Here is a 23862-nt window from a genome sequence, read left to right as displayed (position 1 = left end):
TATGTCTAATCACCCTATATATCTCGATTGCCATGCTACTACACCTGTAGATGAACGAGTATTAGCAGCAATGCTCCCATACTTTACAGAAAAATTTGGCAATCCATCTAGTATTAGCCATGTTTATGGTTGGGAAGCAGAAGCAGCCGTCAAACAAACACGGGAAACTTTAGCAGCAGCAATTAACGCCACGCCGGAAGAAATTGTTTTTACTAGCGGTGCAACAGAAGCGAATAATTTAGCGATTAAAGGTGTTGCTGAAGCTTATTTTCAAAAAGGTCAACATATTATTACTATTGCGACTGAACATAGTGCAGTGCTTGACCCTTGCCAATATTTGAAAACACTGGGTTTTGAAATTACTATTCTGCCAGTTAAAAAAGACGGAATAATTGATTTAACTCAGTTAGAAACAGCTATTCGTCCTGAAACAATTTTGGTATCAGTAATGGCTGCAAATAATGAAATAGGAGTATTACAGCCTTTAGCTGAGATTAGCGCAATCTGCCGCGATCGCCAAGTTTTATTTCACACAGATGCAGCCCAAGCTATTGGTAAAATTCCTTTAGATGTGGAAGCGATGAAAATTGACTTGATGTCGCTAACTGCCCATAAAGTCTACGGCCCTAAAGGTATTGGGGCGTTATATGTGCGTAGGCGCAACCCCAGAGTCCAAATTGCCCCCCAACAGCATGGCGGTGGACATGAACGAGGGATGCGTTCTGGGACTCTGTATACGCCCCAAATTGTCGGCTTTGGTAAAGCTGTAGAAATAGCTTTGACAGAACAAGCGACAGAAACTCAACGTCTCACCCAGTTAAGGCAAAGATTGTGGGAAGAACTTTCTCAAGTAGAAAAAGTTCACCTCAACGGAAATGCTACCCAACGACTAGCAGGAAACTTGAATATCAGCGTTGAGGGAGTAGATGGGGCTGCACTTTTACTAGGATTACAGCCAGTGATGGCAGTATCTTCTGGTTCTGCTTGTTCGTCAACAACTACTGCACCTTCTCATGTGCTGACAGCATTGGGACATTCAGAAAAATTAGCTTATGCTTCAGTGCGATTTGGTATTGGACGTTTTAATACTCAAGCAGAGATTGATATTGTAGCGAAACATGCGATCGCTACTATTCAAAGTTTACGCAAGCAAGCAACATTGGTTTAGAAGTGGTCAGTGGTCAGTGGTTAGTGGTCAATAGCAAATTGTAGCAACTGTTGTCAAGTGGGTTGGGGTATTAAACCAGATCAAAAACAGCTAACAACTGACAATTGACAACTGACCCCCTCTCATCTCAATAAGGATCTGAGCTAAATCTTCCCTGCCTAACACTTCTGAGATAATAACCTCTTGTGGGTCTGTTTTTTAAATCGAAAGTATCACCATAGGGAACTCTCCAAATTTTGTAGTCGGAAAATGTTAGAGGAGTTCGGGGTTTGCATACTTCAGGCTGATGATCTCCTAATACAAAATATGCTGCACCTCTACCCATAACTTTCGCCAAACCATATTTATCTACAACAACCGATGTCTCCTCACTAATGGCTATTCCTAAAACACTTTGTGATACACCATCTTGAATTTGACGGGCAATAAAAGCCATTATTCTACCCATTCTTTTACGTCTGTCAAAGTGGGTATCTATAATAGTTCCTTTGAGATATTTCCAAGGAAACAAGTTGTAAGTGAAGGTAATATCCTTATAGGGATCAACAAGTGCATCTTTAGTTTCAATGCCTTCTTCAGAAGAAGCACAAGCATCGTAGATATATTGACTTTGGATCATTGCTCCTGCGCTAGTGCCACCAATAGCACCGCCTTTGGCATAAACTGATTCAATGGCAGTCTCTAGCTTACTGTTTTTCCAACTGCGGATGTATTGGCATTGGTCGCCACCAGCAAAGAAGATGACATCAGCATTTCTCACTTTTTGTACAATCTCAGCTTTATTAGCATCGTTTTTATTGCTAATTACTAAAGTCTCAACATAGTTCACGCCTTTCATGGCATAAATCAGCCGATTATAATCGTCATCGCCGTAAGTGCGAAGTACAATAACATTAACTTTGGAGGTGTGGTTAGTAGTTCCTCTGACTTGGTTAATCATCCACTGGATGGCTTCCTCTACATCAATGCCACCTCCACCTATATTCAGGACAGGCCCAGCTAAGGAGGGATGAACATCGAGAGTGTTGCTCTGGAAGTTGGGTTTCAGGTATGCTGTAAGACGGGTGATGATTGAAGCTCCCATCTTCATCAAATTACTTCCTACAGTCTTCAACCATCTTGCTATATTGGGAAATGCCTGTGTCATAGTCAGCTTTTGGTGCAAACTGCAATTATTGCTAACTTTCGCATCAGAGCAGGCAAAATTTCCAGCGTACAGGGTTTGTACTGTTTTTTTACGCTAAATAACCCAGAGTAACAATTAATTATCTGGGCTAATCTGCGGAAAACTCGGTGTAACTCGACATTTTGTTACCATACAACTTGCGATCGCTCTCGTACAACTCGCTGATAAACATCTTCTGTTTGCTTGGCTAGTTTCGGCCAGCTAAAGCGTTTTTCTAAATCCTTGTAAGCATTATCAATCAACCATTGCCGATAACCGGGATTTTTTAAAACTTCTAAAATTCCCCAAGCTAAAGATTCAGAATTATTAATCCAGGTAACAACACCTGTTCTAGTGTGTTGTACTACTTCTGGAAAACCTCCAGTATTAGAAACTACCACGGGAACGCGAGAAGCAAAGCTTTCTAAAGCTACAATACCAAAGGGTTCGTAAAGACTGGGAAAAACGGCACAATCAGCTACGGTTTGAAATTTATCTAAATATTCATCAGAAAGAAAGCCGGTAAAATAGCACTTATGCCAAATTCCTAAATCCCAGGCTTGACGCTTGAGATGGTCAGTATTGCCACCACCAATAATTACAAATTTAACGTTACCTCCCATTTCCCAAAGTACTGTGGGAGCAGCATTAAGCAACACAGGTACACCTTTTTCATAAGTCATGCGACCGACATAGTAAACAATTTTTTCATGTTCTTCAGCAAATTGCTGACGAAAAGCTGGAGCATGAAAATCTTCGTGGTGCTGTTTCTTTTCGGCTCGGATACCGTTGTATATTACATCGATTTTGTTCCAAGGACTATGTAAGGCTCGTTCTACTTCTTGCCGCATATAATCGCTGCAAACGATAATCCGCCAAGCATTATAGGCAAGTGCGTTTTCTTTGCTACTAATATAGTGTTGTATATCAGTGTTAATACCGTTATAGCGTCCATATTCGGTAGCGTGAATAGTGGCAATAAGAGGTATTTTAAAATTATGCTTGAGAGCGATCGCAGCATCTCCCACTAACCAATCATGAGCATGGATTAAATCAAACGGCCCTTCTTCCAAAATTAATTTACCACCATGATGTCCCATGCTTTGGTTAAGATTCACTATCCAGTGAAAGAAGTCGTGACTAATTTCCACTGGGACTCGATGTATATGTATTCCTTCAACCACTTCATACATCGATGCCTGACCAAACTCCGCTGTAATTAAGTGAATTTCATGCCCTAGTTTTACTAGTTCTGGGTACAATTCCGCAACGTGACGCGCAATTCCCCCAACTATCCTCGGCGGAAATTCCCAACTCAGTACCAGTACTTTCATATACTAGACTCCCCGATACTTGATCAATTATCTAAAAAACTACGTTTATCTAAAAATACAAGGGTGGTAATTGCAGTGTGTATATTTACTAAAACTTTGAGATTTTTTAACAGTTTTTTGATAAAGCTGATTATGAACATAAGGTGATCAAAGCTGAGGAAATCAGCAAATACCTGATGAGACATCTTAGAAGATTAACTTATAAAAGCTTAATTATAAGGAAGTATCTTACCCCTTTGCCTGAATTAGAAGTCAAAAGCTATATCAACACGGTTTGGATAAGATACCCTACCTGAGCTTTTTAGCAGAAATTAAACCGTCTTTGCACTCAACATTACAAACTGCTGCCAACAAAGATAAAGCGCACGGGGTACGTGGAAGCAGCCCTTCCATTTACCGCCTTTGAGATTTAATAACACTTCTCCACGGCGATTAAGATAGCCAAACCATTCACCAGACTCGCTATCCGCAAAGTGTGACCAAGCGTAATCATGCATCTTTTGATACCATTCCCAACACGCTTCACGTCCGGTCAGGTGATAAGCCATTGCCAATGCCACCAAAGACTCTAGGTGAACCCACCACAGCTTTTGATCCCATTCTAGTTGTTGGGGAGGATGACCGTCTGCATCCATAAAGTAATATAGCCCACCGTATTCATTATCCCAAGCAAAATTAAGGATGTTTAGTACCACATCAACGGCTTGGTTAATAGTTTTGGTGTCGTTTTTACGGTGGGCAATGTCCATAATAAACCACATAGCTTCGATGCCATGACCGGGGTTAATTAACCTTCCTTCAAAACAATCAATGTGGAAACCATCAGGGGCAACGTTTTCGTACATTAATCCCTGTTCTTGGTCAAGAAAATCGTTCATCACTTCTTGAACAGTCGCAGCCAAGACATTCTCTAGGGTTTCAGTCGATAGCAACCATTCCATTTCCAAAGTCAAGTTAGCTAAAATCATTGGCACAGCTAACGACTTCATAGGGCGTGTGCCAGGATAAGTCTTATTATATTTACCTTTCGGGTTATCCTGGCGGCGTAAAACATTATTGTAAGCTTGCATGGCCACATCCTTAGCCCAATCTTCGCCAGAAGCTAGGGCGTATTGGCTAAATGCCATCGCTGCAAAGCAGTCCGAAAAGATATTGTAAGGCTGAACTAAGGGTCTACCTTCACGGGTCAAGGCAAAGTACCAGTTACCATCACTATCTCGACCATGTTGTGCGAGGAAATTAGCACCATTTCTAGCAATGGATAGCCAATTTTCACGTTTTTCTAGCTGGTTGCACAGCATGGAAAAAGTCCACACTTGGCGGTTTTGTAACCAGATAAATTTGTCTGTGTCATAAACTTTACCCTGACGGTCTAAACAAGTGAAATAACCGCCTTGTTGCCAATCAAGGGAGTGTTTTTCCCAAAATGGTAGTACGTCGTTGAAAAGGGCATTTTTGTAAAGTTCAGTCAGGTCTTTAAAGTTGTATTCCATAAGATTTATCAATTGACATTATTTAGATACAGCATTTCTCGGTTGGGTGTAGTACACCTTTTAAGAAGAAAGGGGCTAGAGATTAGGGACTAAAGGCTAGGGAAATGTACCTCATTTAAATGAAATTTGTTGTAGTTTAAATTTTAGTAGATGCACATTTAAAAAAATTAAGTTTTATCCATTAAATTTGTCAATTTTGCAGATGGTCATTATTGGGTGCATCCCAGTTTTTATTTGACAACAATAGAATAAGTGTCATTGCGAGGAGGAACGACGAAGCAATCGCATTGACTTGTTTGTAGTCAGAGATTTTGCGATTGCTTCACTCCACTTCGTTACGTTCGCAATGACGTTCAAAAAAGTGGGATGCTCCCGTCATTATTTAGGCGATCGCTTTTCTTTTCCTATAATTAAAACTATATAAAAACGCCGTTTCAAAAATGGAATAGAAACTCTAATATCTATAGGGTGGCGTTTACCGAAACGATCTCTAAAAACTGATTTCAACTCTGCTAATTGGATATCGGTAAAAGTAGCTGCTGTTTGAGAAGGAATACGAGCAAAAAACTGTTTAATGAAAGGATCATTTCTCAAATCATTGTTGTTTAAAGACTTTTGAGACATATTGCGTTTGCTACCAGTAAAAGTAAAATTCAAAACATAGGACTGTGTTCACTATCCCAACATTTGCCATCGCGCCAAGTTCTGTTAGTGTGTCGGCATTCAGATTGATTATCGATCCAAGGAATCGATGTAGGATAGGGTGAGGTAGGTGTAAATGTAGAAGTCACTGAGGACAATATAAAAAAGAAAGTAGCATAGCTAGAAGCCAATAGAACAATTAAAAATCCTATGAGGAAAATTATATTACTTGGAGTCCACAAAGGATGTAGACTTTTTTCATCGCGCAAGCGTTGTAGAGATCGACGTTCTAAACCCGCCAAGAAAACTAAATAAAACCGCAGTTCTGAAGTTGGAACTGAAACTCGTAACTCTACAGGATGGCTAGTTATATTATTAGAGCCAAAAGCCATTTTGATAGACTTTATTTGGTCTCCTGTAAAAGTATCTTTTATCTCTGGAGAAATTTGAGCAAAAAGTTGCTCAAAAATGGGATCATTTTTTTGTACTTTTTTCATTAGGCAAATGTATTAATATACATAACTATTATGGTTAAAAATTAACATAAGGTTCCAAAATATTAACTGATGCTTTTACTGAAAATTGAAGAAACTTGACTTTTAAGTTGATGCATTATCTATGAATAAATATTGAAATTTTAATGATTATATATTTTATTATAGAACTCATATTTAATTTATGAAAAAACTCAGTACACCACACCCCTAAATCCTTTTTTCCTGCGATGCACTGAGCGTAGCCGAAGTGTTCCCCGTTCCCTGTTAAGAGTTTCCTCCCTACGCAAATATGTTCATTAATCAAATCTGATTGCTATATCATAAATCGACTTCAATAAACTAAGTAGATATAGGGCTTATATCTAATTTATCCAACATTTATGCAGTATTTATTCGTTTTTATTTGAGTGCAATTAACTTATTCAATTAGAAGCTGGCAGAATCAGGCAACTATTTACAAAAATATATAAATAGCAGTACATAAGATCCCCGACTTCTCAAAGAAGTCAGGGATCTGAGCCTTTCTCTAGATTTTCGTATCAGTTATACCAGTCTAGTTTTTTGTGGGCGATCGCTTGACTTTTAAGACAGTCGCTACAATTGTCTTTAACCGAACTGTATTGAACTATATATAATATCTCTTTTCGTATAAAAATATAGGTGAATTAGCTAATGAAAATAAATTTGCGATCGCTGCTCAAAACTAAGCTAAATTTTAAAACTAGTAAAGTTATTTTAAGTTTGCTGTTAATATGTCTCGTCGTGCGCTTACTGCCTTATTTTGCACCAATTCGTACCGCAGATATTGTTCAAAATCAGCTGGCAATGCAGTTTAGCGATCGCAATGGTTTACCATTAGGCACATTACTCACCCGTGACCAAGAGCATACAGCAGTAGTACCACTAAATCAAGTTTCTCCCCAGTTTATTCAGGCTATTTTAGCCGCCGAAGATGGTAGCTTTTATCAGCATGGTGCGTTGGATATCAAAGCAATTTTTCGCGCCATCAAAGAAGCCATCCACGCCAAAAGAATTGTCTCCGGTGCTTCTACTATTACTATGCAATTGGCGCGGATGTTAGATCAAGTTCCCCGCAATCTTTTAGGCAAAGTTCAAGAAATTTGGTTATCTTGGCGGTTAACAGCCGGGATGAATAAAGATGAAATTTTAGCAGCTTATATTAATCGCTTGCCAATGGGAGGAAATATCTATGGTGTAGAAGCCGCAGCCCGGACTTATTTTTCTATCCCAGCTAGTGATTTAAATCTTGCCCAAGCTAGTCTTTTGGCGGCTATTCCCAATAATCCTACGTATTTTAATCCTTATGAACATTGGGAAAGGTTGAAACAACGCCAGCAATACGTCCTTAATCAGATGGTAATGGATGGGTATGTAACTGAGGCGATCGCAGAGCGAATATCCACAGAAAAAGTCGTGTTTCAGTCACGCCAAAAGGGAATTATTGCTGCACCACACTTTTTATTTTGGTTAGCGAATCAGATTACCCCCACCAAAGAACAATCTTTAATTCGTACTACTATCAATCGTTCTTTGCAGCAGTTTGTTGAAACCCAAGTACAACAGGTAATCGCTTCTCTCAATACTAACAACGTCCACGATGCAGCAGCTTTAGTAATTGACAACCACACAGGCGAAGTTTTGGCTTATGTCGGTTCGCCTGATTATTTTAATGAAGCAAAACTAGGACGCAATGATGGAGTCCAAGCCCTACGTCAACCAGGATCTACTTTAAAACCTTTCGTCTATGAATTAGCTTTAGAAAAAGGTGTAATTCGCCCAAATACCATTTTGGCAGATGTTCCTGCTCACTACGCTATTCCTGGGGCAAAACTTTATAGCCCTACAGACTACACCGAAACTTTTTTAGGTCCTGTGCGGGTGCGTGTGGCTTTGGCAAATTCTTTAAATGTGCCAGCAGTGCGAGTATTAGAAAAAGTCGGTGTGCAGACTTTCTTAGAACGTTTACATCAGTTAGGATTTACCCACCTCAATCAAACTCCAGAATATTATGGTTTGGGGTTGACTCTCGGTAGTGGTGAAGTTAGTTTATGGGAATTGGCTAGTGCTTACGTGACAATGGCGCGACAAGGAGAAGCTACGCCATTGCTAACTACTTTTAGCGATTCTTCAAAAGAAAATTGCCAGCACCCACATACGCCGACAAACGCCGATAAATCTATCTGTGGTTCTTGGTTTCCCAACCGCACAACATGGCAATTAATCACTGATATGCTCAGTGACAGTCATGCCCGTGCTACAGCTTTTGGTGTAGACTCAGTGCTAAATTTACCCTTCCCTGCTGCTGTCAAAACTGGCACTTCTTCTAATTTTCGTGATACTTGGACTGTCGGCTTTACTACCGATTACACAGTAGCCACTTGGGTAGGTAATTTTAATGGCGAACCAATGCGACAAGTTTCGGGAGTTACAGGTGCAGCACCGTTATGGAATCGGATTATGCTACACCTGCATGAACATCAAGAACCCGCAGCTTTTGTGCCTCCAGAGAATTTGATACAATTACCAATCTGTGCAAGTTCGGGATTACAACCAACGCCAGAATGTACATCAGTAGTACAAGAATATTTTTACCCTGAAGATAAAGTTGCTTACGCAAATCAGCACGATTTCAATTTGCCATCAGAGTATAACGATTGGTTAGCCAAACAACCACAATCAAATTTGGTTTTTAGTAATCTGAGAATTGTATCTCCGCATAATGGCGACTTATTTTTGTTATATCCCGGTGAAGAGGGACAGCAAAAATTAGAGTTGAAGCTAGCAGGAACTAAATCTGGGCCTGTAGAGTGGTGGCTGAATAATGAAAAGTTAGCGACTCAATCAGCTAATTCTTTATTTTGGCATTTGCGTCCCGGTAACTGGACTTTGGAGGCTAGAAGCGGCCAAATGAGTGACAAGGTAAATTTTCAAGTCAAGGTAGCTACTTTTAAACCTACACGCCGGGGGTTTTCACTATAGCAGGACTGACGCAGGGATTACAATTTTATGTCATTACGTTCGCTGGGAACAGGAAAAAAGGGATTTAGGGGTGTACTGAGTTTTTTCTCCAAATCAAATATGAGTCCTATAGAACTGGTAATACTTAGTAAATTAGCTTAGTAAAAATCACAGTTTTGAATGAAAAAATAGATTGAAACACGCAGTAAAATTCACCAAATATTTGATATTTGATAAAATTATGTATAGATATCAACCTCTATTTTAATTAGTCATACTAATGAAAAATTATCAGTAAAAACATCTTTTTTCCCTTCCAATAGGTCAATATGCTGATTTAAAATGTTAATAGTGAGTTATACAAATAATCTTAATGTTGTTTTTGTAACTTTTATTTTGTTTAAGTAGCAAATTAATAAAAAACTCAAATTATAGTTGACACTTTATATATTTCATAGCTAGACTTTTGAAGTCCTCCACTGTTGGAAGGTCGTAAATGAATATTTTTTCTGGCAAAGTGACCTTGGTAACGGGTGGTGCCTCTGGCTTGGGGGAAGGTTTGTGTGAAGAGCTTTCGCGGCGCGGTGCTAGAGTTGTAATTACTGACATTAATAAAGAAGCTGCACACCTACTAGCAAAGCGTTTGCAGCAAACAGGGGGAAATGTAGAAGCTGTCAGTTTAGATGTGACAAACCCAGAGTCTGTTGCAGAGGTTATCAGTACCGTTATAAAGAGCTACGGGCGTATCGACTATGTATTTAATAACGCTGGCATTGCAGTGGGTGGAGAATTTCAAGAACTAGATTTAGTTACTTGGCAACGTGTCGTAGACGTTAATCTACTAGGTGTTGTGTATGTCATGTACACAGCCTATAAACAGATGATGTCCCAGGGTAGTGGTCATATTGTAAATATCGCTTCTATGTATGGCTTGATGCCTGGCCCTTTGTGTGCGCCTTATGTGGCAACTAAACATGCTTTGGCTGGTCTGACCCAATCTGTAGCATCCGAAGCAAAAAACCTTGGTATTAAAATGACACTCGTATGTCCTGGCTATATTGATACCAATCTTTTCAAAAGTGGTGCATACGGCAAAAGTGTTAATGCCGAACAGATTAAGACTCGTATTCCTTTAAAGTTTATTGATGTACCGACTGCGGTCAAAAATATACTACGTGGGGTAGAAAGTGGACAGCTAATTGTAGCCTTTCCCAGATATGTGCATCTATTTTGGTGGATATATCGCCTGAGTCCACAGTTGTCTCTACTTATCAATAAGTTGATTATTCGTAACCAGCGCCAACATTCTAACTCCCCTATCTAATACCGTTTTACTTTAAAGTTGATACATTTGGGCGAACAGGGGAAGCAGAGGTAGCAAGAAAAGTAATCGGCATCAAATTTGTCGTGCAATGGTATAGCACTGTTTCTTTTTGAAGCTGTGTTTAATGCTCTTTATCTGTTTGTGTACGGTTTGGGGTATCCATCATAATTTAGCTGCACGCTCTTTGCTCGTAAAATGAGACGAAAGTGAAAAGTTGTGAGCGATCGCCTCATTTATGTTGTCAATATTTAGAGCCTGAGTATTTAGTTTTACACTTGATTATAAAAAATAGTTTAAAACTATGTTTATAAGCATTAAAACTGATAAAAACGTGATCTATCACGTATAAACGTCTATAAACAGGCTCACCATCAAGTAACTATCTTTTACCAGATTTTCAAAACAGAATTGAACAAAAATATTGACATTTACGCTCACTTAAGTAAATGTATCATTTAGCGTTAATTTTACAATTTGTTATCTCTACCTTAAGTTACAAACTAAACCTAACTTTAGAGAGATGCAAAAGTAAATTTAATTATTGCATCTGACATCATAATTGCTGTTCAAAATCTGCCTAATATCCAAATCTCAAAAGTAGTAAATTACTTTGAAACTCCTACAAGTTTGATTCAATATAGCTTCAACATTTAGGGTTTTTACTGATGCTTAATGTATCTACCGACCAACTGCCATACAATCAGCAACCAATTGTTGCTACTGACTGGAATATTATTGAGACAGAGTTTGAACCGACACAACTATATTATAAAGAAAGTATTTTTACCCTTGGTAATGGTTATTTAGGAACACGAGGGACTTTTGAGGAAGGGTATCCTCAAGATTGTCCAGAAACACTGATTCAAGGTGTTTATAGTGATATACCTGTTGTTCATAAAGAACTTTTGAATTGTCCCAACTGGCTACCATTGGTGGTGACATTGGCAGGCGATCGCTTTAGTATGGATTCTGGAGAAATCATCAATTATGAACGTCGCCTGGATTTGCGTGTAGGTATAGTTAGCCGTGATGTCCGTTGGCGTTCTCCAAAAGGTCATACTTTGGATTTCCACTTTGAGCGTTTTGCTAGTTTGGCAGATCAACACGTTTCGGTAATTCGTTGTCAAATCACATCCATCAATTTTGCAGGTGATATTAAAGTTGAAACTGGATTTGATACTAACCTAGATACTCAAAGCCAACATTGGCGAATCTTAAATCAAGGAGGGGTAGAGCAAATTCTTTGGTTACAAACTCAAACAATACATTCAAACCTTCAACTGGGGATGGCCGCGAAATTGGTAGTGGAAGACGACACTGCATTTATACATGCAAAGAATGCTACTGATTCTTCAAGACTATCAACTACCTTGCAATCCGTTCCAGGAAAAACAATAACTGTAGAAAAGATTGTCACCTTATATACATCACAAGATACAGATATCCCCATAGCAGCAGCTATCCAAAAGCTAGCCGATGAAGCCAGATATGCCACTTTATTAGCAGCTCATATTGCGGCGTGGGAGCAAATGTGGCAAGACAACGACATGATTATTGAAGGCGATGATCAGGCTCAATTGAGTGTGCGTTACAATCTCTTTCAATTAATGGCGATCGCACCCACTGCATTTTAAATAGTGATAGGTGATTCTACATAAATAGTTGGTTCTTGCAATGTGAACTCAATTCCATCAAGACCTAGCTTTTTGGAGATTTTTTCATTTGCTAGTTCTAATAAACGTTTACGCAGTTGCAGAGAGTTTTCACTAGAACCCAAAATAAAAAACGACACTCTGCTGCGAGTTGTCTGCTTGTGATCGTTGTTACTTAAAAATGTAATACTAGTACTTCCTGGGTCAATACCAAACAACGAGTTGGTACTTTCGATAATCACCTGTTGAACTAAAGCTTGTTCTCTTTCTTGTAGAACATTCAAAAAATCGAGGTAAAGTAAAACCATAACTTTTTTACCTCGTGTAATATTCTCAATTTCTAAGTTTGCCAATATCGAATTAGGAATAATAAATAATGTACTTTTAGCAGAGGTACGAATCTTAGTTGAACGGATACCAATAGACTCAACTCTTCCAAATAAACCTTCTGGGATTTGTTGAGATCTTTGTAAACGAATATATTCCCCAGGTACAAAAGGCCGATCCAAATACAATACAATAGTGCCTAGCAACTGTTCTAGTGTTTTTTGCGCTGCAAAAGCCACAGCTAATCCACCAATTCCTAAACCAGTTAATAGACCAATTAAATTAAATTGCTGACTTTGAGCAAAACTAACTATAGCAACAAATCCGATAATCACATTTGCTAGGGTTTCAAACACTAACAGTAATTCATCTACTTCTCTACCTAATTTTCTGACTAATTCAATGCCATAAACTCGAATAAATTGCCGAAATAGCCGAGAAGCCAACCAAGCAACGCTGACAATAACAGCTAAATCTATAATGAGAGAAATAAATTTGTAGATAGATGTATACTCTACAATCCATATCAAAGATAACGAAATAAGAATTGAAGTACCAGCTATTCTAAATAAATTTCTAATAGGGTCAATTAAATTATTGTAGATACTGGCGACTTGCTGCGGTGCAAAGCGTCGAATGATAATTCGTACTAATGTCGGTGTATATCGTCCAATAAATATAGAGAGAAGAATGAAAAATAGAAAAATGCCAAATTTAGATAAGGCTAATATTGTGCTATCACGTTGCAGAAATCTGAGAATATACTGTGAAATATCATTTATCATCTCTAAATTGTAATCGGCGAATCGACATAAATTGTTGGTTCTTCTATATCAAATGCAATACCATATTCTTTTAAAGATTGTGTAATGCTTTGAGTAGCTAAATCTAGCAACTGACGACGTAATTCCATCGAAACATCTCCAGAACCCAAAATAAAGAAAGCGACTTGTGCTTGCGTTTTATCTGGATCTGTGATGTTGTTGATATTTTTAAAAGTAACTTCTGTATTCCGCGAGTCAATACCAAAAATTTCATTTGTACTTTCTATAATTACCCGACGAATCAAAGCCCGTTCTTCATTACTAATGGCTCGATAGAAGGTCAAATAAAGAATGGACATGACTTTCTTTGCACCAGTAAAGTTTTCAATATTTACTTGAGTTAGAGAACTGTTGGGAACTATCATTACGGTTCCCTTACCAGAAGTACGAATCCTGGTAGATCTTAACCCAATAGATTCAACTCGCCCAAAAGTCCCATCAGGTAGACCAATATAATCATCAATCACAAAAGGACGATCAAGGTAAAGAACAATACCACCTAAAACTTGTTCTAAGGTTTTTTGAGCAGCAAATGCTACTGCTAATCCACCAATTCCTAAACTAGCTAGCAATCCTAACAGATTGATTTGATGTGTTTGAGCATAAATCAGAATTGCTAAAAAGATAATAATTAGATTAGCAACCCATTTGACAAGAATCAGTAACTCACTACTGATTTTTTGTCCACTGTTAAAAGCTGCATTTAATAAATAGAAATCAAAAAACTTTTTAAATAATTGAGATGCTAGCCAACTAGCTGCGATCGCTAAAGTTAAGCTAGTAATAATTTCTAATGGATTAGTCCAGCGATTTTTCGGCAGTAAAGATGTCATCACCTCGACAACCGTCATCACTGTCACTACAATAATTAAGCTTTGGTTAGGCTTAAATAATTTTTGGTTAATATCACTAACTGGAATAAAATTTAAACGTTGCAAAAGTAAATTAATCAATGAAACAATTAAACGACCAAATATGAAAATTAAAGAGCCAATCACTAACCCTATTAAGCCAATTTGGATTTCTCTATTTGTAAAGATTTCTGGCAATAAAACAAGCATTTCTGAGATTGGTGTGCAACTTTGGTATCATGCTAAACTCCTGTCAGCAGTTTAGCATGACTTTTTCTGAAAGATGCACATCTAAATTTATTGCCATAGAACTATATTGGTTTGTACTCTTACAAGACCTAGGCAAAAATTGAAATTTACTTTGTAGCACTCAATCTACTCATTCGAGTGATGAGAAATAGATATCCACAAATAAACGCTGGATAGATAGGCTACGGCTATGATGCAGATAGTTAGTATAAAGTCAAAATCAGTCATGACATTAATTTAGACGTAGAAGTGTGCGAGGATCTGACAAATTAATTTGTCAACTGTGAGTGGAGTATGCAAACGCAAGATGCAGAAAAACAAGTCAAAGTCCTTTAGACTTGAACAAGTCAAGTTAGTTTAGTTACTGAATCGATAAAATCCCAAATTGAGGGGACAGTTTAGACGTAACTAGCCCCAAAAGTCAACATAATTCGTAATTGATAATGGGCTACGCTCTAAGCGCAGCTATGCCGCAGGCTTTACTTAATTCGTAGTGCTTCTAGGTAGGAGCTTGAATCCACCACTGATAGCGTAGCGGTGGTAGCGAACTGCGAACGTCTTGAAGACCACCAATTTTTAATTTGGTAGGGGCTATGACACCAAGTAATTACGAATTACGAATTACGAATTAGTAACTATTTGGTCATCTACTCAGAAATTGATCATACAAAACAGATGTGGCTAACAACTACTCTCAGTAATGCTGAAGTAGTTGACTAAATAGCAGTGATGAAATGATACTTGCCTAATTTTTGACTAGCTTTTCACCAAAGCTTGGTTAACGCTGCTAACTTTAAACCACTGTATGTACCAGCAGCAATGACTAGATAGCTAACGCTGATTAGCTTAATCAGCCCAATATATGTACGCGATCGCTATTTTTTAGTTACTCTAATCCTATAGTAGATCAGAGTTGCGAAAATGGCTAAAAAATTTGGTCTACAAAGTGAACAGTAAATAGACTTTATTTTTCTGGTAAGGTAGGATAATCAATAATTAAGTATTTTTACTGAGATAGCTCAAATGTTTGTCCTATCTTGGATTCCAGCGCAAATAGTGCCTAGAGTCAAATCTACAGATACGTCTTTAAGCCTATCCACACGTAAGCAGTTTTGAATACATAACTTAACAAAACATATTAAAGTGAACACAAGATCCCCTCTTTTAGAAGTCGGGGATCTTGTTGTTCACGAATAATTTAGAACTGCTATAGCTAAATGATGACGAAATTTATAGAATAATTCTCCAGGAATATAAAAAATATCAGTTTGAGCAAGACTAATTATTCCCTTGTTACAAGCTTTACAATATTTATAGATAATTTTTCAGCAACTAATTATATCGTTAATGACTCATTCTACGGATATTGCCACCTTAGCCCGCTGGATGGCAGCTGACTTTAGCAATCAAGAACAAGCTTTTGAAAATCCACCTTTTTTTGCTCATATTCGTGTGTGTATGCGTCCTCTGCCGTTAGAACTGTTATCAGGGGTAGGTTTGTTTGTGGAACAGGCCTATGACTATCAGCTAAACGAGCCTTATAGAATGCGGGTGTTAAAGTTGGTAAACACAGGCGATCGCATCGAAATTGAAAACTACACTGTTAAACAAGAAGAAACTTTTTACGGTGCTTCCCGCGACTTACAACGTCTTCATACCCTAACAAGCGATCGCTTAGAAAAGTTATCAGGCTGTAACATGATTGTGGAGTGGACTGGTAACAGCTTCAAAGGCAGAGTAGAACCAGGAAAAGGTTGCATTGTCTTTCGTAAAGGGCAAAATACTTATCTAGATAATGAATTTGAGATTAACGACGATAAATTTCTTAGCCTTGACAGAGGACGAGATCTAGAAACCGATGAACATCTCTGGGGATCTGTCGCTGGACCATTTCACTTTGTGCGCTGGAACAGTTTTGCCGACGAAGTGAAGGTGTAGAAGAAGCAGGGGAGGCAGGGGAAGCAGAGGGGCAGAGGAAGACAGGGAGACCCCAAGACCGCACTTCTCTTCTGTCCCAATTCCTCTTCTCCATGCCCCATTTTTAATACCCTGTTGCTGCTAACTCCAATGGATAAAAGTAAGGAACTCGCTCAATCCAAGTTTCGCATTTACCATTGGGGTATAGTTTTAAAAACCGAAATCCTGGGGGTTGTTGGTCAATAGCAAAATTTGCGCTTTTTGACTGAAACTGAATGCAAGTTGAAGGAGTACCCAGATATTCAACATTGTGGCGCTGGCGTTGAAATTCTTGGTGAATGTGACCAAATAAAACTAACTTAACTTGGGGATAGCGATCAACAACGTCAAAAAATTCTTGAGGATTTCTCAGACAAATGGTATCCAACCATGCAGAATTTACTGACAAAGGTGGATGATGTAGGGCTACCACAGTAGGATTATTGCCTAGTATTTGCAACTCAGAGTCTAGCCAATCAAGGGTTTTAGGTACAAGTTCACCATGCACGCACCCAGATACGGAAGAGTTAAGCAAGATAAAATTCCAACTGCCGCGTTTAAAAGATTTACGCCGCGAAAGCATACCCTGATTTAAGATATCATCCATTGCGATCGCACAGTCATGATTTCCTGGCAACCAGTAAGTAGGTATTTGCAGCGGATTTAGTAGGGTTTGTAGATTTTCGTATGATGCAGTTGTACCATCACCAGATAAATCTCCTGTTAGTAATAGTAAATCAAGTTCAGGTTGTAGCTTTTTTAATCGTTCTATAACTGTTTGAAAAGACTCTGTTGTGGGCATTCCTAAGAGTCGTTGATTTTCTGACGCAAACAGATGTATATCTGTTAACTGAGCAATTGATATGGGAGACACTTGATTCATCTTTACTGATAGCAATTTGTGCGTCACCGATTGATTTGATATTTGTACTCAGTCATCCAACTCTACTAATTTGCTAAAAAAATCCTCTGCGATCGCTTTTATAGCAAGATTGTAAATGTCAATAGTAGTAATGTTTTTACCTCCTGTCTGTGCGAAGTTGCTCCTCTGCTTCTTGCTACATAATGCAGATGCTTCTAAAGATTATTTCCATATCTAATACTACTTTTAAGACAAGCGATCGTATCTTACAGTACACTCTGAAAGCTTCTGACTAAAATATTGATAAATATTAATTCCAACTGAATAGAAGAAAAATTAGAGCGAAGTAACTTATTGTTTCTGGTGAATACGTAATTGTTCTATTATATATTCTTCCAATTCTTGTTTTTCTCGACTACTTGCTTTTCGCTGATAAGTTCTTCCTGTTTCTTGAATAAATCTCCGTTTCTCGCTTTGAGAAGATTTTTGCTTCATTCCTGGTTCTTTCAGACTTTTATTTAATTCCTCCCATGTCTTTTCACCGACAGTTTCGCCTACTTTAAAGAGTGCTTGAGGTAGTAATATTTTTGCCTCTCTCTGGAAATCTTCTTCCGTCTCTAGAGACGCTAAATCTACACTACTGAAGTCAATATCGATTTGAAATTTAGTCATGGAATTGTAATTATTCTATTAGGACTAAGTTGAATCTATACCCAAAAGTTAATCTTCAATGCTTCGAGAGATTAGAGAATATAATTTTTTAGTTCATTTTTTATTAACATTTATCAAAATTTAGTGACTGTCACACTAATACCAGAATCGAGTCGCGGTACTTTAAAATATTCCACTGGTTCAGCAGAACGTTGAGGATTTTGGTTCTGGCATGGTGGCTTCAAGATATCTGCCGGATTGTTAATCAAATCCAGAGGATTAACCTTGGGGCATTCTCCCGCACGGGCTGAACCAATCTCCTCAGCAGCTTGGTTGAGATTATTAGTTCGATCAAGGGCATTATTTGTACCACTATTAATAGTAACTGGTTCAGTAACAAGAACAGCAGCTTGATGACGCTCAGTGATCATAGGAGGGACATTTTCTTCGTTGGCATAAGCAGGATGAGCGAAAGCGATCGCACTAATCACAGCCAATAAACTCAGAAGTGGATGTTTCATTATTAAACTCCTTGGAGGATACTTGCAAGTGCAATTCTATGTTATCCGGAGTTAGCAGTAAAACACATAGTTATTGACAAAAAATAGACTTAACAGTTAGAGCAGATCTAATGTACTACGAGTTTTACTTTCATCTAAAGTTAGAGCAAAATACCGTAACAATCCCTAGAAATATTTCTTCTTTAACTTTCCAAATATCCTTTGAGTAAGTAATTTTACTATACGTCTTCTGGATAAACCTTTAATATTGTTAGGATGATGAGCTTTGTGGTCAAAAAAATCGTTGAGTTGATCTAAAATTACTTGCAAACGCTGAATAATATTTTCAGTCCGATGCTCTACAAAAAACTCTTCAGATAAACCTAGTGATGTAGGATGATTTAGTAATTTCATGATTCTTTGAATATCATACTCTTGAGAATATCCAGCAATTTTATAACAATTAAATCCCGGATCTAAGTAATCTGAGAGTCCACCATTCACACTAGAGAAGACTTGACATCCACAGGCTAAAGCTTCCATTGGTTGCAGCCCAAAACCTTCACTCACACGCTGTTGCGCCCAATATTCAGCAGAGTCATAGAGGTAAACTTTAGCTCGATTAAATAGTCCAGGTAAATCCTCTACGTAAGACTCGACTACACATACTTGACATTGCTGCTGCAATGATGGAATCAATTCTTTAATTAAATACTCAGAAGATTTCCGTGCTTGCACCAAAACATCAATATCTCGTTCTAAATGAAAATTTTGAAATTCGTTACTAATCTGATTAGGTAAATAATAAATCAAAGAGTTAGGAGACTGTTGCCCCCAATATCCCATCGTATTACGGCTCACAGCCATGATCGGAATACTTGCAGGAATTTGGAATTTGTAACCCGTACTGTGGGCATGATAAACAACATTATAGGATTTGAGTTTTGTAACAAGCTTAGCAATATCAAATCCCCAGCTAATCACAAAAATTACATCATCTAATTTTGGCTGCTTGAGCAAATCATCTAGAAAAAGCTTGTCTTGTTCTCGTTGACGATAAGTCACCACTTCAGCACTACATATCTGTTGAACGAGATGCACTGTTTTTAACTCTGCCCACAGACCACCACAAGCAAATTTACCGTCAGTTCCTGGCAGTAAAAAGTAAAGCTTTCTCATTATTTTAACCTTTAAAATTTACTAACATGTAGGTTAGCTTATTAGAGGCCAGATCCCCGACTTCTCAAAGAAGTCGGGGATCTGGTTGCTCACGAATGATTCGTAAAATAATATTATTAAATCTTTGCAACTAATTTGAGGAGATAATTGAAAAACTTTTTACAGTCAATCTTGCCAGTTCACCTTGACAAAGTGCGCCTCACGTCCCCAACTGTCAGATGTGCGAGTAATATTCTCAATTCTCAGGTTAAAAGGAATGGCAGTAGTTACATAACGTTGTGCTATAGAACCTAAATCTGCTGAAATTTCCGCTGCTGTCGTAGCTGCTAATCCCAAACCGATTAATTGCTCAATCGGTCGAAATGGTAACAAAAGATGCACACCCACAGCTAGTCCAGCGGTCAACAGCATCGCCACCGATAAGTTTGTACCACAACGAGGATGTACAGCTAAATCCCATTCACCACTGGTAAGACGATGTAAACCTAGGGTAACGGCACGTCGCAAATCGCTAATATTCACTTCACCATAAAGGTAAAATCCCTGCTCTGTAGACAATCCACTTAATAATTCGTCATCAACTTGAATCTTGGGGGGTCTGACCGTGGGGGGATGGGCAATTTTTGATTCGCTGAGAACCCAAACAGTAGCATGTTCTAAGGCATGAACCTGCCGCAGCGTGATCATTTCTTTCAACCCTGGAATAAATGACAGCTGCTTGAGTAACTCCGCATCTTGCGTAGATTGCGGAAAGTCAGAAATCAAATTGTCTTGACTGGTTACTTGCCAAGACAAAGGTATTGTCAAATCGAAACTAAAAAAGTCAAAGGAAGGCAAGCCACCTTTAACAGAAGCAGAAGTATTCATAGGAACACTGCTTTCCAAGTCGATGGAGCAATTATAGATTTCCTACAAATGTAGCGCTTGAGGCAAAGGATTGTTGCTAATTTTTGTTGATGATTTGAATATGGGGCGTGGGGCATGGGGCATGTAGAAGAGGAATTGGGGCAGAAGAGAAGTGCGGTCTTGGGGTCTCCCCCTCCGGGTGACGCTCGCAAGCTCGCTATCGCTACGCTAACGGCAGTCCAACGCCAGTCGCTCCTGGGGAGCCACTGCGTTGCGGGGGTTCCCCCCGAGTCCCGCAAGTGGCATGGAAACCCCCATGACCGCGCTGGCTCCTCTTTGTTGGAACAACTTTCTGCGGGCTGCCTCACCAAGTAGAGCAACTTCGGGGTGCGGGGTGAAAGAGGGATGAAGAAAAATTAGCTCTTTCTCCTTTTCCCCCTGCTCCCTGCTCCTCTGCCTCCTCTGCTTCCCATTCCCTGATGCCAATAGGAATTTACGCTAAGAGTCCACACGAATACAAAAGTAAACTTTCAAAATTGGCTTGACTACTTGCCAGACAAAGTTGATCGAGATTCTAGACGCGATCGCGCTTCGTCTGCCAAACGTTGTTGATCGCATCTCTAACTTGCAAATTGTCTAATCAGTCTGGTTAGGTAAAGTACAGCAATTGACATCATTCAAGCAAACTTTTCCCCACTGCAAAGCCCAGCGGACAAGAGCCACTCGATTTTCCGTCTGAGTTTTGGTGAGAATGTTGCTGATATGGTTATCAACTGTTCGCTTGCTAATTTCCAGTTTCCCTGCAATATCTTGGTTAGTTAAGCCAGCGGCCACTAAATCGATAATTTGCAGTTCTCTGTCTGACAGACTAACAGGGGTCTGAGACTCGCCACCAGCCATGACTATTTTATCCTCCCTTGGTATATGTACTTAATCGCTCTTTTTAATTCTAGAAGATTCTTTTGCTGGTGAGCGTTTCAAGTGTTGACAGTAATACGATTGACAATATTTTCTTTATATTTCAGCTTAAAAGTAGTTCTATCAAAAATTTAGTAAAAATTAGCACGTTACCAAAAATTTAACTAAGGTATATTACCGAAATAAGTAAATATAAATTAGGAGCATATACATCTTCTAGGAGTAGCAAAAATTGCCATTTTATTCTATTAAAAACTGGCGACAGATGAACCAAGATTGTTATAGATTTTATACTGAAAGAAAATCTAAAATAAGATGAGCAATCCCCGTGTTTTGTGCCTCGGTGAAATTTTGTTTGATTGTTTAGCCGATCAACTAGGTCTAAAGCTAGAAGAAGTAAAATCCTGGACTCCTTATCCAGGGGGCGCACCAGCTAACGTAGCTTGTGGTTTAGTGAAGTTGGGAACCCCAACAGGATTTATTGGAGCTGTTGGTGAAGATGAACCAGGAAATGCACTGATAAAATTATTACAAGAAGTAGGTGTAGATACAACTGGGGTGCAACGCCATCCTACAGCACCAACGCGGCAGGTTTATGTAGTGCGAGATCTAGCAGGCGATCGCACTTTTGCCGGATTCGGTCAGTATGACACCGCCGAATTTGCCGATACTCACCTGCAAGCCAAGCAAATGCCAGATTCGCTATTTCAAGAAGCAGATTTTCTAGTTTTGGGTACTTTGGAATTAGCCTATCCTGACAGTGAACAGGCAACTCACCGCGCTTTAGAGCTAGCAGGAAAATATGACCTTAAAATTGTCCTAGATGTCAACTGGCGACCTGTATTTTGGCAAGATGCCAATATCGCTCGGCAAAAAATTCAGGAAATATTTAAGCAAGTAGATTTCCTCAAACTCTCCAAAGAAGAGGCGGAATGGCTTTTTGATACCGCAGATCCAGGAGCGATCACTTATCGCCTATCTTCAGTTGAGGGAGTCTTGATTACAGATGGAGAAAACGGTTGCGGCTATTGTTTGGGTGAAAACGAAGGCACATTACCTTCTTTTTCTATCCCTGTAGTTGATACAACCGGTGCTGGAGATAGTTTCTTAGCAGGTTTCATCCACCAGTTAGGGCAACATGGTATCAACAAATTAAAGGATGCAGAAACAGCAAAACGTATTGTCACATACGCTAGTGCTGTCGGGGCGCTAACTACCATTAAACCAGGAGCGATCGCCTCTCAACCAACCCCTGCCGAAGTTGAAACTTTTTTAGCATCTCATCAACCGTAGAAATTAGTACAAACAGCTAGGATATCAGCTACCAAAGGCTGATATTCTCGGCTGGCTTGTGTTTGTTGGTGATGACTAACTCAAAAACCAAAGACAAAGATTGTCCTTAATATAGTGCAATTATTCTGTTAATTGTTGAAGTCGCTCAAAGTAAAAACGCAGCAAAAATCCAGCAAAAATACTTTTACAACAATTAACTAGAAACATTTTATTTATCGCAGTAGCGATCGCTAAGAAACTATTTTTTGAGATCTACGTCGTTTTTATAAGTCTTGGTTCTAGATTTGTTCTTCTTAGAAGATATACAAAACTTCTGGAGGAGTGCAAAAGACCAGCATTTTTATTAAACAGAAGTCAGGAGCTAGAAGTTAGTCTTCAGTATTGATTTTGTACAAAACTACAGATGCATAAATGGTGAGAAACGGCGCTAAATAAAGATATAGAAAATGACATTTAGTGTTAGGTTTAAATACGCTAATAAACCTAAAATTTGCTGTATATCCAGAGGATTAACAATGATTTTAAGGTTTATATATCTACAGATGGATGAACAACAACTAATTTTTTATTAATAGTTGTAAAGGGTGCAAATACTTAAATTAAATTAAATAAAAAATTTCTCAGGAGAATAACAGTTTATGAAATTTAAAACTGTATGTGCAAGCATAGTAGTCGCTACTTCTATGACTACAGGTGCAATATTTATTTCTCAAGCTCATGTATTAGCTCAAGCTAACTCAAATAAAACCGAACAAGCAAATTCAAAAGCGTCAAAGTCTTTAGAAATACAATGGTTTTTGGGGTTTATACCCTGGTTTAAATGGACTAGCGATTCAAATAGTCCCAGTAGCCAAAACTCAAGTAATAGCACTACCTATGTAAACAACTCAAACAAGCCCAAACTAACAAATATAGGTAGCTCAAATAGGTCAAAACCAATAAGTACAGAGCAAGGATATAACCATAAAGAAGTTCCTGTTCCTCTTTTAATACCAGGACTAGCCGCCTTAGGTGTAGGTTTAATACGTAAACATCGCCAAGAGCAAAAGCAAATGGAGATGAAATAAATTATTTCAGAAGGTAAACAGTGAGACGAATATTACGTTCTCACTGAAACATATTTATATTATTCGTAAAACTTTAGGTAACTGA

The 23862-nt window shown here is 38.6% G+C and carries 20 protein-coding genes; 7 read left to right on the top strand and 13 right to left on the bottom strand.

What is annotated here, in order from left to right; genetic code table 11:
- Position 1: 1 nt before the first annotated feature.
- Positions 2-1168, top strand: a complete 1167-nt coding sequence (locus QI031_RS28985) for an IscS subfamily cysteine desulfurase (protein ID WP_281482996.1) — start codon at positions 2-4, stop codon at positions 1166-1168.
- Between the two features lie 127 nt (positions 1169-1295).
- On the opposite strand, the gene QI031_RS28980 is transcribed toward QI031_RS28985, so the two are convergent.
- The 5 genes from QI031_RS28980 to QI031_RS28960 all read right to left on the bottom strand — a co-directional run bounded on the left by QI031_RS28980 (position 1296) and on the right by QI031_RS28960 (position 6299).
- A complete protein-coding gene (locus QI031_RS28980; RefSeq protein WP_281482995.1) occupies positions 1296-2315 on the bottom strand; it encodes a cyanophycinase in 1020 nt (339 codons plus the stop codon).
- Between the two features lie 164 nt (positions 2316-2479).
- Positions 2480-3667 carry a glycosyltransferase family 4 protein gene (locus tag QI031_RS28975; protein ID WP_281482994.1) on the bottom strand — a complete coding sequence of 396 codons (1188 nt, stop codon included), beginning with the start codon at positions 3665-3667 and terminating at the stop codon, positions 2480-2482.
- Between the two features lie 311 nt (positions 3668-3978).
- Entirely contained in the window at positions 3979-5160 is a 1182-nt protein-coding gene (locus QI031_RS28970; protein ID WP_281482993.1) for a n-acyl-d-glucosamine 2-epimerase, read from the bottom strand.
- Positions 5161-5538: 378 nt separating this feature from the next.
- Positions 5539-5784 (bottom strand): hypothetical protein, encoded by a 246-nt coding sequence (locus tag QI031_RS28965; RefSeq protein WP_281482992.1) that lies wholly within the window; start codon positions 5782-5784, stop codon positions 5539-5541.
- Between the two features lie 29 nt (positions 5785-5813).
- Positions 5814-6299: a hypothetical protein gene (locus QI031_RS28960; protein ID WP_281482991.1), complete on the bottom strand. Its 486-nt coding sequence runs from the start codon at positions 6297-6299 to the stop codon at positions 5814-5816.
- A gap of 672 nt (positions 6300-6971) precedes the next feature.
- Between QI031_RS28960 and pbpC the strand changes: the two genes are divergently transcribed.
- From pbpC to QI031_RS28945, 3 genes are all read left to right on the top strand, one after another.
- Positions 6972-9299 carry a penicillin-binding protein 1C gene (gene pbpC, locus QI031_RS28955; RefSeq protein ID WP_281482990.1) on the top strand — a complete coding sequence of 776 codons (2328 nt, stop codon included), beginning with the start codon at positions 6972-6974 and terminating at the stop codon, positions 9297-9299.
- 475 nt (positions 9300-9774) lie between these two features.
- Positions 9775-10602, top strand: a complete 828-nt coding sequence (locus QI031_RS28950; protein WP_281482989.1) for an SDR family NAD(P)-dependent oxidoreductase — start codon at positions 9775-9777, stop codon at positions 10600-10602.
- A gap of 665 nt (positions 10603-11267) precedes the next feature.
- The gene (locus QI031_RS28945; protein WP_343217831.1) at positions 11268-12236 is read left to right on the top strand and encodes a glycoside hydrolase family 65 protein; all 969 of its coding nucleotides are present in this window, start codon (positions 11268-11270) and stop codon (positions 12234-12236) included.
- Here QI031_RS28945 and QI031_RS28940 read toward each other — a convergent pair.
- The gene (locus QI031_RS28940; protein ID WP_281482988.1) at positions 12233-13366 is read right to left on the bottom strand and encodes a mechanosensitive ion channel family protein; all 1134 of its coding nucleotides are present in this window, start codon (positions 13364-13366) and stop codon (positions 12233-12235) included. The genes QI031_RS28945 and QI031_RS28940 overlap by 4 nt on opposite strands.
- A 2-nt stretch (positions 13367-13368) precedes the next feature.
- Positions 13369-14466: a mechanosensitive ion channel family protein gene (locus QI031_RS28935; protein WP_281482987.1), complete on the bottom strand. Its 1098-nt coding sequence runs from the start codon at positions 14464-14466 to the stop codon at positions 13369-13371.
- Positions 14467-15852: 1386 nt separating this feature from the next.
- Between QI031_RS28935 and QI031_RS28930 the strand changes: the two genes are divergently transcribed.
- The gene (locus tag QI031_RS28930) at positions 15853-16443 is read left to right on the top strand and encodes a chromophore lyase CpcT/CpeT (protein WP_281482986.1); all 591 of its coding nucleotides are present in this window, start codon (positions 15853-15855) and stop codon (positions 16441-16443) included.
- A 103-nt stretch (positions 16444-16546) separates the two neighbouring features.
- On the opposite strand, the gene cpdA is transcribed toward QI031_RS28930, so the two are convergent.
- The 6 genes from cpdA to pedR form a co-directional block, all read right to left on the bottom strand.
- On the bottom strand, positions 16547-17344 hold the full coding sequence (cpdA, locus tag QI031_RS28925; protein WP_281482985.1) for a 3',5'-cyclic-AMP phosphodiesterase: 798 nt from the start codon (positions 17342-17344) through the stop codon (positions 16547-16549).
- Between the two features lie 330 nt (positions 17345-17674).
- Positions 17675-17995 carry a hypothetical protein gene (locus QI031_RS28920; protein ID WP_281482984.1) on the bottom strand — a complete coding sequence of 107 codons (321 nt, stop codon included), beginning with the start codon at positions 17993-17995 and terminating at the stop codon, positions 17675-17677.
- A 113-nt stretch (positions 17996-18108) separates the two neighbouring features.
- Complete coding sequence (locus tag QI031_RS28915) at positions 18109-18495, bottom strand: hypothetical protein (protein WP_281482983.1); 387 nt, start codon at positions 18493-18495, stop codon at positions 18109-18111.
- Positions 18496-18660: 165 nt separating this feature from the next.
- Positions 18661-19653, bottom strand: coding sequence for a glycosyltransferase (locus QI031_RS28910; protein ID WP_281482982.1), 993 nt, complete (start codon positions 19651-19653; stop codon positions 18661-18663).
- Positions 19654-19818: 165 nt separating this feature from the next.
- Positions 19819-20520 (bottom strand): DUF6391 domain-containing protein, encoded by a 702-nt coding sequence (locus QI031_RS28905; protein WP_281482981.1) that lies wholly within the window; start codon positions 20518-20520, stop codon positions 19819-19821.
- Between the two features lie 615 nt (positions 20521-21135).
- A complete protein-coding gene (pedR, locus tag QI031_RS28900) occupies positions 21136-21399 on the bottom strand; it encodes a photosynthetic electron transport-dependent transcriptional regulator PedR (protein ID WP_214439929.1) in 264 nt (87 codons plus the stop codon).
- Positions 21400-21732: 333 nt separating this feature from the next.
- On the opposite strand from pedR, the gene QI031_RS28895 reads away from it, so the two are divergent.
- Together QI031_RS28895 and QI031_RS28890 are read left to right on the top strand one after the other, a co-directional pair.
- Positions 21733-22710 carry a carbohydrate kinase family protein gene (locus QI031_RS28895; protein ID WP_281482980.1) on the top strand — a complete coding sequence of 326 codons (978 nt, stop codon included), beginning with the start codon at positions 21733-21735 and terminating at the stop codon, positions 22708-22710.
- Between the two features lie 638 nt (positions 22711-23348).
- Entirely contained in the window at positions 23349-23777 is a 429-nt protein-coding gene (locus QI031_RS28890) for a hypothetical protein (protein WP_281482979.1), read from the top strand.
- The last annotated feature ends 85 nt before the right edge of the window (positions 23778-23862 follow it).

This window comes from Halotia branconii CENA392 (assembly GCF_029953635.1).
In the GTDB taxonomy this organism is placed as follows: Bacteria; Cyanobacteriota; Cyanobacteriia; order Cyanobacteriales; family Nostocaceae; genus Halotia; species Halotia branconii.
The sequence above is the reverse complement of the archived record's forward strand: the minus strand, read 5'-3'. Positions and strand labels throughout refer to the sequence as shown.